Genomic DNA, 13,621 nt, shown 5'->3' with positions numbered 1-13,621 from the left:
CCTTCGGGGGCTTTTTTGTTTGGCTCACGTCATTGCGAGCGAAGCGAAGCAATCACCCATCCGCTTGCGGGGACCTGGATTGCTTCGCTGCGCTCGCAATGACGGCAAATCGATTTGCGTCCGTCACCGAGTACGGACAAGATGCCGGCCAATCAGCCGGCTAACATCTGCGGAGGAACTCATGGGTACCAGCATCAGCTTCAAGCGTCCGGACGGCAAGGAAGCTTCGGGCTATCTCGCCAACGCGGCGCGCGGCAATGCGCCGGGCGTGGTCGTGATCCAGGAATGGTGGGGCCTCCAGGACCAGATCAAGGGCATGTGCGACCGCTTCGCGCGGGCCGGTTTCGATGCGCTGGCACCCGATCTCTACAAGGGCAAGGTGGTGCCGTATCACGACACCGACGCAGCCGGCAAAGAGATGAACTCGCTGGACTTCATGGACGCCACCACGCAGACGGTGCGCGGTGCCGCGCAATATCTCGCCAAGAACGGTGCCAAGGTCGGCCTGACCGGCTTCTGCCTCGGTGGCGCGGTGACCATCATCGGCGCCACCAAGATCCCGGAATTGACGGCCGGTGTGGTGTTCTACGGCATTCCGCCGGAGCAGGCCGCCAAGCCGGCGGATGTCAGGATCCCGCTGCAGGGCCATTTTGCCACCAAGGACGATTGGTGCACGCCGGCGCTGGTCGATGGCTTCGAGAAAGCGATGAAGGCCGCCGGCAAATCGCTGGAACTGTTCCGCTATGACGCCGACCACGGCTTCGGCAACGAGCAACGCCTGTCGGTGCACGACCGGCAGTGTGCGGAACTCGCCTGGGACCGGGCGACGGAGTTCTTCAGGAAGCATTTGGGATAACCTGTAGCCCGGATGGAGCGAAGCGTAATCCGGGATGGGTTTCTCCGCGGAGAGGGCGGTCCCGGATTGCGCTGCGCTCCATCCGGGCTTACGCGCTCTCAATTCGTATCGCGCACCCCGTCCCACCACGGGCACGTTCCCGACATCAGCCTGAAATTGCCTTCCAGCACCTGCACCGGCGCGCGCTTGCCCTCGGCGGCGGCGCGCATCCGCATCTCGCGGGCGACGGCGCGGTCCTCCGGCGACAGCCAGACCCGTTCGTGGCCCCACAGGCTCGGACCCTCATGCATCTCGAACGGCGTCCAGGTCTTGGGGTCGATCTCGCGGCCGCCCCAGCCGCATTCGACCATGAAGGCCGACGGTGACTTGGCATAGAACGACGTCATCAAATCGTTGGTGTGGCGGCCGAGCGTGACGTTGACCCGGTCGTCCTGCTGCGCGATGTCGTAGGCTTGGCCGACATCGTCGAGCGAAAACAATTCCACCATCAGATGATGCATGCCGTTGGTGCCGGTCTCGATCAGCGCCAGCGAGTGGTGCCGCGCATTGACGTGGAAGAAATAGGCGCGGAACGGCTTTTCGATGTAGTCGCTGAGGCCGAAGCCGAGCACGTCGACATAGAAGCTCATGACCGGGGCGAGAGTCTCGACCGTCAGCACCGCGTGGCCGAGGCCGAGTGCGCCGGTGCGGAAGCCGGAGATCGAGCGCCCCGGCTTGAACGGCGTGTCGTCGATCTCGGCGCCATGAAACGCCTCGAGGCGGTTGCCGGCCGGATCGCGGAACGAGATCAGCCCGCGCACCCGCCGGCTATCTGCCAGCGCCTGCGGCTCTGAGGTCACGGCAATACCGGCGCGCTCCAGCCGCGCCGCCAGCGCGTCGAGGTCGGCGGCGTCCGCCACCTCCCAGCCGAAGAACCGCGTGCCTTCGCCCTGGGCGCGGTCGATCACGATGCGTTGCTTGCGGTCGTCCATCCGGAAGGCGAGCAGCGAGTTGCCGCGCTCGATGGCCTGTAGCCCGACCAGGCCGGTGCCGAACTGCCGCCAATCGTCCAGCGCGTCGGAGCCGAAGCCGGCATATCCGAGACCCAAAATCGCCATCTGCGTCTCCACCATCTGTCTGTTTTTTGGGCGGGCCGACCGGCCGCTATTTCCGCAAATCCTACGCGGATTCCCGTCCGCTCAAAGCCCCAAGATGCCGCCAAGGGGGCGTCCCGCCTTGGGGCAGGGCTGCCGGGCCATCCCTTGACACGGCCCGCGCCGGGTGGTGTGTAACGGCCATGAGCACCGTCGCCAGTCCATCCCGTCGTTGGTGGCCCACCTTCTCATAGGTGGCCGGTGCGTTTTCATTTTCTCAAAAACGTCGAAGGTCGCCATCGCAGTGCGACGGTCCCCTTCGTTTGTCCTGTGTGGCGCTCTCTTCCCAAGTCTCGTAAGAGGATCACATGAACAGGACAGTCTTCTCCCTGCCGGCTCGAAGCGAATACCTGACCAGCGGCGGCCTGGCGGTCGTGCGGGTGGTTGAGCAGTTCACCGGCGGCGCCAACCGCCTCGACGACTTGATCGCGCTGCTCGACCGCCGCCGCGGCGTGGTGCTGTCCTCGGGCACCACGGTGCCGGGCCGCTACGAGAGCTTTGACCTCGGCTTTGCCGATCCGCCGCTGGTGCTGGAAACCTCCGGCACCGGTTTCTCGTTGCAGGCGCTCAACCCGCGCGGCGAGGTGCTGATCGCCTTCCTCGGCGACGTGCTGCGCGAGCCCTGTGTCGTGATTTCGGAGCGCAGCGCGACGAAGCTCTCCGGTCACATCATCCGTGGCGAAGCTCCGGTCGAGGAAGACCAGCGCACCCGCCGCGCCAGCGTGATGTCGCTGGTGCGCGACATGGTGGCGGCATTCACCTCCAATGCCGATCCGCTGCTCGGCCTGTTCGGTGCCTTCGCCTACGACCTCGTATTCCAGATCGAGGACCTCGTGCAGAAGCGCGCCCGCGAGGCCGACCAGCGCGACATCGTGCTCTACGTGCCGGACCGGCTGTTGGCCTACGACCGCGCCACCGGCCGTGGCGTGGCGCTCAGTTACGAGTTCGCGTGGAAGGGCAAATCCACCGCCGGCCAGTCGCACGAGACCGCGCCGAGCCTCTACGCCAAGACCGGGCGGCAGGGCTTTGCCGATCACGCCCCCGGCGAATACCAGGCGACGGTCGAAGTCGCGCGCGCGGCGTTCGCCCGCGGCGACCTGTTCGAGGCGGTGCCCGGGCAGCTGTTCGCCGAGCCCTGCGAACGCTCGCCGGCGGAAGTGTTCCAGCGGCTCTGCCGCATCAATCCGTCGCCCTATGGCGCGCTGATGAATCTCGGCGACGGCGAATTCCTGGTCTCGGCATCGCCCGAGATGTTCGTGCGCTCCGACGGCCGCCGGGTCGAGACCTGCCCGATCTCGGGCACCATCGCGCGCGGCTCGGATTCGATCGGCGATGCCGAGCAGATCCGCAAGCTCCTGAACTCGGAGAAGGACGAGTTCGAGCTCAACATGTGCACCGACGTCGATCGCAACGACAAGGCGCGGGTCTGCGTGCCCGGCACCATCAAGGTGCTGGCGCGGCGGCAGATCGAGACCTACTCAAAGCTGTTCCACACCGTCGATCACGTCGAGGGCATGCTGCGGCCGGGCTTCGATTCGCTCGACGCCTTCCTGACCCATGCCTGGGCGGTGACGGTGACCGGCGCGCCGAAGCTGTGGGCGATGCAGTTCGTCGAGGATCATGAGCGGTCGCCGCGGCGCTGGTACGCCGGCGCGATCGGCTGCGTCAATTTCGACGGCAGCATCAACACCGGGCTGACCATCCGCACCATCCGCATGAAGGATGGCCTCGCCGAGGTGCGGGTCGGCGCCACCTGCCTGTTCGATTCCGATCCGGCGGCCGAGGACCGCGAGTGCCAGGTCAAGGCGGCGGCGCTGTTCCAGGCGCTGCGCGGCGATCCGCCGAAGCCGCTGTCGGATTTCGCGCCCGACGCCACCGGCTCGGGGAAGAACGTGCTCCTGATCGATCACGACGACAGTTTCGTGCACATGCTGGCGGATTACTTCCGTCAGGTCGGCGCCAACGTCACGGTGGTCCGGCACATCCATGCCCAGGACATGCTCAGGAAGAAGGGCTGGGACCTTTTGGTACTGTCGCCCGGACCGGGCCGCCCCGAGGATTTCGGCATCGCCAAAACCATCGACACCGCGCTGGAAAAGAATCTGCCGATCTTCGGCGTCTGCCTCGGCGTGCAGGCGATCGGCGAGTATTTCGGCGGTGAGCTCGGCCAGCTCGGTCAGCCCGCGCATGGTCGGCCCTCGCGCGTCCAGGTGCGCGGCGGCCGGCTGATGCACAATCTGCCCAATGAGATCGTGATCGGCCGCTACCATTCGCTCTATGTCGAGCGCGACAGCGTGCCCGAGGTGCTGACGGTGACCGCGACCACCGAAGACGGCGTCGCGATGGTGATCGAGCACAAGACCCTGCCGGTCGGCGGCGTGCAATTCCATCCGGAATCGCTGATGTCGCTCGGCAACGAGGTCGGCCTGCGCATTGTCGAGAATGCATTCCGGCTTAATCCGCCGGCCAATTGAGGATTGCGAGACCAATGACCTTCGACCACGACATCAAGGCGACCGTTCGCACCATCCCGGACTACCCGAAGAAAGGCATCCTGTTTCGCGACATCACGACCCTGCTCGCGGATGCCCGCGCCTTCCGCCGGGCGGTCGATGAGCTGGTGCACCCCTGGGCGGGCGCGAAGGTCGACAAGGTCGCGGGCATCGAGGCCCGCGGCTTCATCCTCGGCGGTGCGGTGGCGCATCAGCTCTCCGCCGGCTTCGTGCCGATCCGCAAGAAGGGCAAGCTGCCGCATACCACGGTGCGGATCGCCTATTCGCTGGAATACGGCATCGACGAGATGGAGATGCACGCCGACGCCGTGCAGCCCGGCGAGCGCGTGATCCTGGTCGACGATTTGATCGCGACCGGCGGCACCGCGGAGGGCGCGGTGAAGCTGCTGCGCCAGATCGGCGCCAATGTGGTCGCCGCCTGCTTCATCATCGACCTGCCCGATCTCGGCGGCGCCGCCAAGCTGCGTGCGATGGACGTTCCCGTGCGCACGTTGATGGCGTTCGAGGGGCATTGAGCGCCGCTCCCTCCACTCGTCGTCCCTGTGAACTCAGGGGATCCATAACCACGAATGGTGATTGTGGATCGACGCTGTGGCCCCAGCGTTCGCCAAATGCATAGCGGTGGTTATGCGTCCCGGCCTGCGCCGGGACGACGGCTAGCCCCGCTGCAACAGCACGCTCAATTCGAGATCGCGGAACGTGGTGTAATTCTTCCGGATCCACTGATGCAGCTCGGTCGAGGAATCCTTCTCCTGGCGCAGATAGCCGGTGAAGGAGAAATTCAGCCGGTCGATATAGGTCTTCAGGAACACCGGCAGCGCGCGGAAGCGCAGCACCCGGCTCGCGGTCATGACCGGCGGCAGCTCGCCGCGCACCACGAATTCATTGTCGATGACGACGAGCCCGTTCGGCGGGATCATGCCGGCCAGCGTCTGGTAGCCGCGCACCGAGGCACGGTCAGTGTCGGCGACGTACAGGATGACCGGCGCGACGTGGCGGCGCAGCGCCTCCTTCATCAGCCCGATCTGGTCGCACATTTTGAAGAATTCGTCGAAGGCGTGGTAGCCGAGGTCGATCACCTTGGCGACACCGTCATTGACGATGACGCGGTCCATCAGCTGCATCTTGCCGTAGGTGTCGATCACATCCGCAGTTTCGGTGACCCGCGGCAGATAGTCGAGCAGCGACGGCTCCTTCAGGTTGATGTCGTAGCAGACCACATCGCCGTTCTTGAGCAGCAGGAATTCGCCGAGCAGCCGCGCGATCAGCGTCTTGCCGACCTGCGGGCGGGGCGAGCAGATGATGTAAACGGGCGTGGATGACATCGCCCGCTATATCAGGCCAAATTTTCGTCTAATCCAGCCCCATCGCTGTCCCCGAGGCGCGATTTTTCGCTGCCGGGCACGACTTTTTCGTTGCCCCCGGGCGCGACTTTTCGCTGCCCTGGCAGCGACTATTTTTCGCCCTTGGCCGACTTGGCGCCGACCAGGTCGGTCAGCTTGATCCGGTCGTACTCGCTCCAGACATTGGCGAGCCAGTGCCGGACATAGCCGCGCAGCACGAAGGAGTAGTTGGCGGCGTCGTCGTTGATGCCCTTGTTGGCGACGAATTTCAGGAACGGGACCGAGGAGACCTCGACCTGCTCGTAAGCCATTTCGTTGAGCTTGGGGATCGTGAGGTCGGTCGCATCCTTGATGCGGTGGAAGTAGGAATTGTAGGTCGCCTGGTCCCACTGGAAGAACTGGGTGTCGTTGATGAAGTTCTTCACCAGGAAATACTTCGCGCCGCCCATGAAGCCGGCGGTCTCGGCGATCTCGTCCAGCGAGGCGATCGACGGGCCGAGGATATGGAACACGGCGAAGGTGATCTGGCCGGAGCGTGCCGCGTCGAGGAAGCCGATGTCGCGCAGCGAGGCCAGCGCGGGCGACAGCAGGCCGGCGCGGACGTCGATCACGGTGACCGCGGGCCCCGAGTTCAGCGTATCGAAGATCTTCATCTGGTCCGCGGTCGTCGTCATGTCGACGATCTCGGTGATGTCGGGGTGGAAGCGCTTCAGCGTGCCGCGCGGCGATTCGGTGTCGAACGCCCGGGTCTGCACATTGTTGGCACTGAAATAGTCCAGGAGCGTCCGCGAGACGGTGGTCTTGCCGACCCCGCCCTTGTCAGCGCCCACCACGATCACAACCGGCTTTGCCATGGAAATCCCTTGAAAGCGCGCTCCCGACCGCGATGGCGATCGGCAAGTCCCCACACTGCTTTGGGCGCGAACATGGCAGAAACGAGGGAGAATTCAATTCCTGAAGGTGTCCGCAATCGGTTTGGTGGGGATTTCCTTAATGGACTGAGGTGCCTAGCGTGCAATCAGCGATGCTGGCCCCAAGGTCCTTGAAGCGGTCCCTGAAGCGGCTCGAATGGTCCCTGCGCGGGGCCTGTGCCCGGCAGCGGCGGCGGGGCGTTCGGTTGCGCGGGCGGCACGTCGCCCCACGGGCCATGGGTCACCGGCGGAGGCTGGCCGCCCGGTGCGGACGGTTGGTCCTGTGCCTGCGTCGCGTCCGACGTCTCATCCGGCAGCGCCAGCGGTCCGGGATCGTGGCCGCCGGCATATTTGACCAGGGCATCGACCCGGGACTTCACCGAGGGATGGGTGGCGAACAGGTCGGCAAAGCCCTCGCGCGGGTTGTCGACGCAAAGTTCCATCACGGCCGAGGTGGCGTCCGGTAGCTCGCCACGGTTCTCGATCTTGCGCAGCGCGGAGATCATCGCATCGGGGTTCTTGGTCAGCTCCACCGAGCCGGCATCGGCGAGGAATTCGCGCGACCGCGACAGCGCGAGCTTGACCACCTGCGACAGCAGCCAGGCCAGCACGATCAACGCGACCGCGATGATGATCACGACGATCGCGCCGCCGCCCGAGCCCTTGCTGTCGCGATCCGAGGATGATGACGATCGGGAGGATGACGAGGACGACCAGCCGCCTCCGCCGCCGCTCGAGTTCCACGACAGGTTTGTGAACAGGCGGAAGAACAGCTCGCCGAAGAAGCCGACTACGCCGGCGATGATCACCGCGATCACCATCAGCTGCACGTCGCCGTTCTTGATATGGGTGAGCTCGTGGCCGAGCACGGCCTCGATCTCCTGATCGTTCAGTGCCTTCAACAGCCCGGTGGTGACCGTGATGGCGTATTGCCGCGGGTTCAGCCCGGTCGCGAACGCATTCAGCGCCGGGCTGTCCATCACCTTCAACTTCGGCATCGGGATGCCGCGTGAGATGCAGAGATTTTCCAAGAGATTGTAGAGCCGCGGCTGCTGCTGCCGTGTCACGCTCTCGCCGCCGGTGACGGCGTCGATCATCTTCTGGTGGAAGAAATAGGCGATCACGATCCAGGCCGCCGCCGCGATCGTCGCCCACGGGAACGCCGACATCAGGTCGCGCGAGGCTCGCGCCAGGTAGTAGTCGACCGTGCGGCCGCTATCGATCACCACCTCCGCAACCAGCGCGCCGGCATAGACCAGCACGTAGATCAGCAGGAACAGGCCGGCGAGCAGCAACATCGAACGAAACTTGTTCGATGCGATATGCGTGTAGAGACCATAGGCGGCCATGACGGAGCAGCCTCTCGCCGGCGCGCGTCGCGCCTCAGAACTTCACGCTCGGTGCCGCCTCGACCTCCGTGCGGCTGGCGCCGAGGTCGAAGAAATCCTTGCGGGTGAAACCGAACATGCCGGCGAACAGCGCAGCCGGCATCTGCTGGATGCCCGTGTTGTATTCCTGGACCGCGTTGTTGAAGAAGCGGCGGCTGGCAGCGATCTTGTTCTCGAGATCGGACAGCTCGGAGGCAAGCTGCTGGAAATTGGCGTTGGCCTTGAGGTCCGGATAGGCCTCCGACAGCGCGATCAGCCGGCCGAGCGCGCCGGAGAGCTGGTTCTCGGCCGCCGAGACCTGGGCCGGACCCTGCGCCGAGATCGCCGAATTGCGCGCCTTGATGACGTCGTCGAGCGTACCGCGCTCGTGCGCGGCATAGCCCTTCACGGTCTCGACCAGGTTCGGGATCAAATCGTGGCGCTGCTTGAGCTGCACGTCGATGTCGGCAAAGGCCTGGCTGACCCGCTGACCGAGCGCGACGAGGCGGTTGTAGGCGCCGAACGCAAACAGCACGAGAAGGACGATGACGCCGATAACGATCCAGCTGGTCGACATGACAGGGCAACTCCTGATGGACGAGACGGCGGCACCGTAGCCCAGGATCGGGGCGCAGGGCAGCCCGCCGCGAAAAGGTGGGCAAAGCGTTGGTCGGTGATGGACGCGAACGGGTTCAATACGTCGTCCCGGCGAAGGCCAGGAGGCCATACGCCGCGGCCTGTGGAAAGGGCACAAGCGGCGTCGGCTTTGCTTCACACTCGAGATCGGTGGCTATGGATTCCGGCCTTCGCCGGGACGACCCGCAAGGGGTGTCTCGACCGCATCGCCCCAGCGCCATCTGCGGCCACGGGCGTAATCGGCCTTGGCGCGGCGCGGCACCCTGGTGACGACGACGCCCTCGGGCGTGCAGAGCTTGGCCGCAATCTCGACCTTGCCGACATCCGGCTGCGCCAGGACGCGCGACGGCCTGTTCTCAACGCGCGCGCGGCTCAGCGCGACATAGGCGAAGCGTTCGTCCTCGAACGGGGCGTCGGCGCCCTTGACCTGCCTATGCGCGCGCGAGCGTTGCAGGCGCTGCGAGAAATGGCACCAGTCCGGCGCAACCAGCGGACAGCCGCCGTCATGCGGGCAGGGGGCTGTGACATGCGCGCCGGCGGCGATCAATCGTGCGCGCAGCGCGATAATCCGCGCATAGCCCGCGGGCGTGCCGGGTTCGACGACCAGCAGCGTGTCGCGGGTTTTTGACCACAGCGCATCGGCCAGCGCCGCGCGCTCGGCGTCGCCGAGTTCGCCGATCATGTAGCTGGCAACGACGAGATCGGCGGGCTCGGCCTTGTCGAGCAGGGCGCCAGCCTGGCCGAGTTGGTAGTTGATGTCGTGCAGACGAATGCTGCCGTCAAACAGCCCCTCGGCCAGCCTCCGCAGCGCGCCATTGGCATCGAGAAGGGTGAAGTCCTGCAACGATGGGAACGCCTCCGCAGCCGCCCATGTCGCGGTCCCCGGGCCGGCGCCGACATCAAGCAGACTTGCGGGCGAAAAATCCGGCCTGATCTCGGTCAGCGCATTGAGGCTCGCCACCACGGCGGCATAGGTCGCCGGCATCCGCGCCAGCGCGTAAGCCAGCGCATCGGTCTCGGTCCTGATCGTCGAGGAGCCGCCGCCGTCGCGGTAGGTCTGCGAGATCACCGCGGCGCGGCCGGCGGCGTCGCTGCGCGGCTGGCCTTCGAGGCGCGTGTTGAGGGCCGCCTTCAGTTCAGCAGGCAGGTCAGGTGAGGTCATGGCTCGCCGTCATCTGCACGTCATTCCGGGGCGATGCGCAGCATCGAACCCGGAATCTCGAGATTCCGGATATGGTCCTTCGGACCATTCCGGAATGACGGAATCCAACTTTACGCCACGTTCTGGTCGAGGATATCGACGGCGCCCTGCAGGTCGACCGAGACCAGCTGCGACACGCCGCGCTCGGCCATGGTGACACCGAACAGCCGGTTCATCCGCGCCATCGTGATCGGATTGTGCGTGATGATGATGAAGCGGGTGTCGGTCGAGCCGGTCATTTCGTGCAGCAGGGTGCAGAACCGTTCGACGTTGTGGTCGTCGAGCGGCGCGTCGACTTCGTCCAGCACGCAGATCGGCGACGGGTTGGTGAGGAACACCGCGAAGATCAGCGAGAGCGCGGTCAGCGCCTGCTCGCCGCCCGACAGCAGCGACAGCGTCTGCGGCTTCTTGCCTGGCGGCTTGGCGATGATCTCGAGGCCGGCCTCGAGCGGATCGTCGCTCTCGATCAGGTGCAGCGCGGCTTCGCCGCCGCCGAACAGCTCGGTGAACAGCCGCTTGAAGTGGTTGTTGACGGTCTCGAACGAGGTCAGCAGGCGCTCGCGCGCTTCGCGGTTGAGGCTCTGGATGCCCTGGCGCAGCCGCTTGATCGCCTCGACGAGGTCGTCGCGTTCGGTGGTCAGCGCGGTGTGCTGGGTCTCGACTTCCTTGAGCTCTTCCTCGGCGCGCAAATTGACGGCGCCGAGCCGCTCGCGGTCGCGGCGCAGCTTTTCAAGCTCTTCCTCGACCTGCGCGACCGGCGGCAGCTCCGCGCCGGGCTCGATCTCGGCCATGGCGACGACGGCGCTGGGCTCGACCTCGAGCATGTCGTGGATCTCGCGCTCGATATCGGCGAGGCGGCGGCGGGTGCCTTCCATCCGCTCTTCGGCACGTGCGGTGGCTTCACGGGACGAGGACAGCGCTTCGAGCGTGGCCTTGGCGACGCGATCGGTTTCCGCCATCGCGGCTTCCGCGGTCGCCAGCGCGTCGGCGGCGATGCGGCGATCGCCTTCGGCGTGCTCGATCTCCGAGATCAGCGCGCTGCGCTTCTCGGCGAACACCTCCGGCGCATTGGCCAGTTCCTCGCGCTCGGCCGACACCTCGGCGATGCGCGCCTCGACGGTCTCGACCTGTGAGGCGGCGCTGGTCTTGCGGTTCTGCCACTCATTGCGCTCGGCAACGATCGCCTGCACGCGGCGGTCGGCAAGCTCGGCCTCGCGGGCGAGCGCCTGCGCCTCGGCGCGGACCTGCGCCGCGGCACGGCGCTGGTTGTCGATCTCGGAGCGAACCGCGGCGAGCTGGGCTTCGGTCTCCACGCCCGGCGGCAGTTCGGACAGCGCAGCGACCGCGCTCTCATGCGCGGCTTCGGCCTCGGCGCGATCGGCGGCGACACGGCTGTGCGCCTCGGTCAATGCCGATTTGCGCGCCGAGTGGCGGTTGATCTCGCGCTCGGTCGCGGCATGGCGCTCGCGCGCGGCGTCGGCCTCGCGGCGGGCGGCGCGCACGGCTTCGCGCGCGGCACCCTCGGCGGCGGACGCCGAGCGCAGTGCTTCTTCGGCCGTCTCCAGCGCCTGGCGCTTGGCGGCGGCATCGATGCGGGCCTGTTCCAGCTCATGCTCGATATCGACCAGGCGGGCGCGCTCGGCGAGCCGGCGCGCGGCGCCGGTCGGAGCATGCGCGTCGGCGACAAAGCCGTCCCAGCGCCAGACATCGCCTTCGAGCGACACCAGCCGCTGGCCGGTCTTCAGCTGCGACACCAGGTCTGCGCCGCGTTCCTTGGCCACCACGCCGATCTGGGCCAGGCGGCGCGCCAGCTCCGGCGGCGCCTGGACGTGATCCGCCAGCCGCTCGACACCGTCGGGCAGCGCCGGATCGCCTGCGGTTTCGCCGACATTGGTCCAGCGCATCGGCGCGGAGGAATCCACGGGCGCATCGAGGTCGTCGCCGAGCACGGCGCCGATCGCCTTTTCATAGCCCTTCGCGACCGTGATGCCGTCGATGATCGGCGGCCACAGATTCTTGGTCTCGCTGGTGACCAGCTTGGAGATGGTGCGGGCTTCGGTCTCGAGCCGCTGCACGCGCTTCTCGGCCTCGACCAGCGGATTGCGGGAGGATTCCAGCGTCTGCCGCGCGGCGGCGTGATGCGCCTCGCTCTCCTGCACCGCGGCCTCGGATTCGGCCAGCGTCTGCTGTGCCATGTCCATGGCGGCGGCGAGCGCATCGATGTCGCCGAGATTGCCGGTCTCCTGCGCGAGCTTGGATTCCTCGGCCTGGACGTTGGCGATCTCCTGGTCGAGCCGGGCCAGGCGGTCGCGATGGGTGCGGACGCCGGCTTCGAGCTGATTGCGTTTGGCGGTGAGGTCGGCGAGCTGCGTGGTCAGCTCGGAGAACTGGCGCTCGGTCGCGGCCAGGATCTCCTCGGCCTCGGCGACGCGCTCGTCGACGCCGGACCGCTTCTCGACCCGCGACTTGATCTCTTCCTTCAGCTCGGCGTCTTCGGTGTCGAGCCGCTGCAGCGCGATGTCGGCGTCCGAGGTCTGCTGCTGCTCGCGCGCGATGTCCTGGGCGAACTGGGTCAGGCGGCGATCGAGCTCGCCGACGCGCTCCTTGGCGCGCTGCTCCTCGCGGTCGAGCATCTCGCGCGCATTGGTCAGACGCTGCAGGCCGGCGGCGGCGCGCGCCTCGGCGTCGCGCAGCGCGGGCAGTTCGGTGGCGCGGATCGCCTGGATGCGCGCGGCTTCCGCCTGATGCTGGGTGCGTTCCGCCATCTCGCGCACGGCGAGATCGTGGGTGTGCGCGGCGTCGTTGACGTCGGCATTGGCCTCGATCCAGCGCAGATGGAACAGCATGGCCTCGGACTTGCGTACCTTGGCCGCGACCTCGCGGTAGCGGATCGCCTGGCGCGCCTGCTTCTTCAGGCCTTCCATCTGGCCGGTGAGCTGACCGATCACGTCTTCGACGCGGGTGAGGTTGGTTTCGGCCGCCTTCAGCCGCAGTTCCGCCTCATGGCGGCGGGCATGCAGGCCGGCGACGCCGGCGGCGTCTTCCAGCACGCGGCGGCGCTGCTCCGGCTTGGCCTGGATGATCTCGCCGATCTTGCCCTGGTGAACCAGCGCCGGCGAACGCGCGCCGGTGGCGGCGTCGGCGAACAGGATCTGCACGTCGCGGGCGCGCACATCGCGGCCATTGATGCGGTAGACCGAGCCGGCCTCGCGCTCGATGCGGCGGGAGATTTCCAAGAGCTGGCTGTCGTTGACAGCGGCCGGCGCCGATCGATCGGAATTGTCGATCGTCATCACGACTTCGGCGTGATTGCGCGCCGGGCGATTGCCGGATCCGGCGAAGATCACCGCATCCATGTCGGCGGCGCGCAGCGATTTGTGCGAGGTCTCGCCCATCGCCCAGCGCAGCGCTTCGACGAGATTGGATTTGCCGCAGCCGTTCGGTCCGACGACGCCGGTCAGGCCCGGCTCGATCATGAAATCGGTGGGTTCAACGAAAGACTTGAAACCGTGCAGGCGGAGGCGCGTGAGCTTCATGTACACAAATCTCGTTTGGCCGGGCGCGAATCTCCCTGCCGTGACAATACCATGGATGGCAATGTCGGTGTCTGGGTTGAATAGCTGCGTGCAGCTCTCATGAGCGGCGACAATGGCGATGCCTG

General features: G+C 66.5%; 10 protein-coding genes. 3 read left to right on the top strand and 7 right to left on the bottom strand.

The window, feature by feature from the left end; all coding sequences use genetic code 11:
- Positions 1-181: 181 nt before the first annotated feature.
- A complete protein-coding gene (locus tag ACVINW_RS01410; RefSeq protein WP_456749647.1) occupies positions 182-856 on the top strand; it encodes a dienelactone hydrolase family protein in 675 nt (224 codons plus the stop codon).
- A 98-nt stretch (positions 857-954) separates the two neighbouring features.
- Here the strand turns inward: ACVINW_RS01410 and ACVINW_RS01405 are convergent, their stop codons facing one another.
- Positions 955-1,953, bottom strand: coding sequence for a VOC family protein (locus ACVINW_RS01405; protein WP_456749646.1), 999 nt, complete (start codon positions 1,951-1,953; stop codon positions 955-957).
- 344 nt (positions 1,954-2,297) lie between these two features.
- Between ACVINW_RS01405 and ACVINW_RS01400 the strand changes: the two genes are divergently transcribed.
- Positions 2,298-4,463 carry an anthranilate synthase component I gene (locus ACVINW_RS01400; RefSeq protein ID WP_456749645.1) on the top strand — a complete coding sequence of 722 codons (2,166 nt, stop codon included), beginning with the start codon at positions 2,298-2,300 and terminating at the stop codon, positions 4,461-4,463.
- A gap of 14 nt (positions 4,464-4,477) precedes the next feature.
- Positions 4,478-5,017 (top strand): adenine phosphoribosyltransferase, encoded by a 540-nt coding sequence (locus ACVINW_RS01395; protein WP_074131621.1) that lies wholly within the window; start codon positions 4,478-4,480, stop codon positions 5,015-5,017.
- Positions 5,018-5,158: 141 nt separating this feature from the next.
- Here ACVINW_RS01395 and ACVINW_RS01390 read toward each other — a convergent pair whose 3' ends face one another.
- From ACVINW_RS01390 to smc, 6 genes are all read right to left on the bottom strand, one after another.
- Positions 5,159-5,827 (bottom strand): hypothetical protein, encoded by a 669-nt coding sequence (locus ACVINW_RS01390; RefSeq protein WP_456749644.1) that lies wholly within the window; start codon positions 5,825-5,827, stop codon positions 5,159-5,161.
- A 128-nt stretch (positions 5,828-5,955) separates the two neighbouring features.
- On the bottom strand, positions 5,956-6,699 hold the full coding sequence (locus tag ACVINW_RS01385) for a P-loop NTPase family protein (protein ID WP_021076032.1): 744 nt from the start codon (positions 6,697-6,699) through the stop codon (positions 5,956-5,958).
- Positions 6,700-6,863: 164 nt separating this feature from the next.
- Positions 6,864-8,105, bottom strand: coding sequence for a M48 family metallopeptidase (locus ACVINW_RS01380; RefSeq protein ID WP_456749643.1), 1,242 nt, complete (start codon positions 8,103-8,105; stop codon positions 6,864-6,866).
- Positions 8,106-8,139: 34 nt separating this feature from the next.
- Positions 8,140-8,700 (bottom strand): LemA family protein, encoded by a 561-nt coding sequence (locus tag ACVINW_RS01375; protein WP_092124555.1) that lies wholly within the window; start codon positions 8,698-8,700, stop codon positions 8,140-8,142.
- Positions 8,701-8,913: 213 nt separating this feature from the next.
- Positions 8,914-9,921 carry a small ribosomal subunit Rsm22 family protein gene (locus tag ACVINW_RS01370; protein ID WP_456749642.1) on the bottom strand — a complete coding sequence of 336 codons (1,008 nt, stop codon included), beginning with the start codon at positions 9,919-9,921 and terminating at the stop codon, positions 8,914-8,916.
- Positions 9,922-10,031: 110 nt separating this feature from the next.
- Positions 10,032-13,496: a chromosome segregation protein SMC gene (gene smc, locus ACVINW_RS01365; RefSeq protein WP_456749641.1), complete on the bottom strand. Its 3,465-nt coding sequence runs from the start codon at positions 13,494-13,496 to the stop codon at positions 10,032-10,034.
- Positions 13,497-13,621 lie beyond the last annotated feature (125 nt).

This window comes from Bradyrhizobium sp. USDA 4461 (assembly GCF_054055655.1).
This window is presented reverse-complemented; position numbering and strand designations above follow the sequence as displayed.

Excerpts from the sequence above, each read along its gene's own strand:
- ACVINW_RS01410 (WP_456749647.1), top strand. The coding sequence starts at position 182 with ATGGGTACCAGCATCAGCTTCAAGCGTCCGGACGGCAAGGAAGCTTCG.
- ACVINW_RS01405 (WP_456749646.1), bottom strand. The coding sequence starts at position 1,953 with ATGGCGATTTTGGGTCTCGGATATGCCGGCTTCGGCTCCGACGCGCTG.
- ACVINW_RS01400 (WP_456749645.1), top strand. The coding sequence starts at position 2,298 with ATGAACAGGACAGTCTTCTCCCTGCCGGCTCGAAGCGAATACCTGACC.
- ACVINW_RS01395 (WP_074131621.1), top strand. The coding sequence starts at position 4,478 with ATGACCTTCGACCACGACATCAAGGCGACCGTTCGCACCATCCCGGAC.
- ACVINW_RS01390 (WP_456749644.1), bottom strand. The coding sequence starts at position 5,827 with ATGTCATCCACGCCCGTTTACATCATCTGCTCGCCCCGCCCGCAGGTC.
- ACVINW_RS01385 (WP_021076032.1), bottom strand. The coding sequence starts at position 6,699 with ATGGCAAAGCCGGTTGTGATCGTGGTGGGCGCTGACAAGGGCGGGGTC.
- ACVINW_RS01380 (WP_456749643.1), bottom strand. The coding sequence starts at position 8,105 with ATGGCCGCCTATGGTCTCTACACGCATATCGCATCGAACAAGTTTCGT.
- ACVINW_RS01375 (WP_092124555.1), bottom strand. The coding sequence starts at position 8,700 with ATGTCGACCAGCTGGATCGTTATCGGCGTCATCGTCCTTCTCGTGCTG.
- ACVINW_RS01370 (WP_456749642.1), bottom strand. The coding sequence starts at position 9,921 with ATGACCTCACCTGACCTGCCTGCTGAACTGAAGGCGGCCCTCAACACG.
- smc (WP_456749641.1), bottom strand. The coding sequence starts at position 13,496 with ATGAAGCTCACGCGCCTCCGCCTGCACGGTTTCAAGTCTTTCGTTGAA.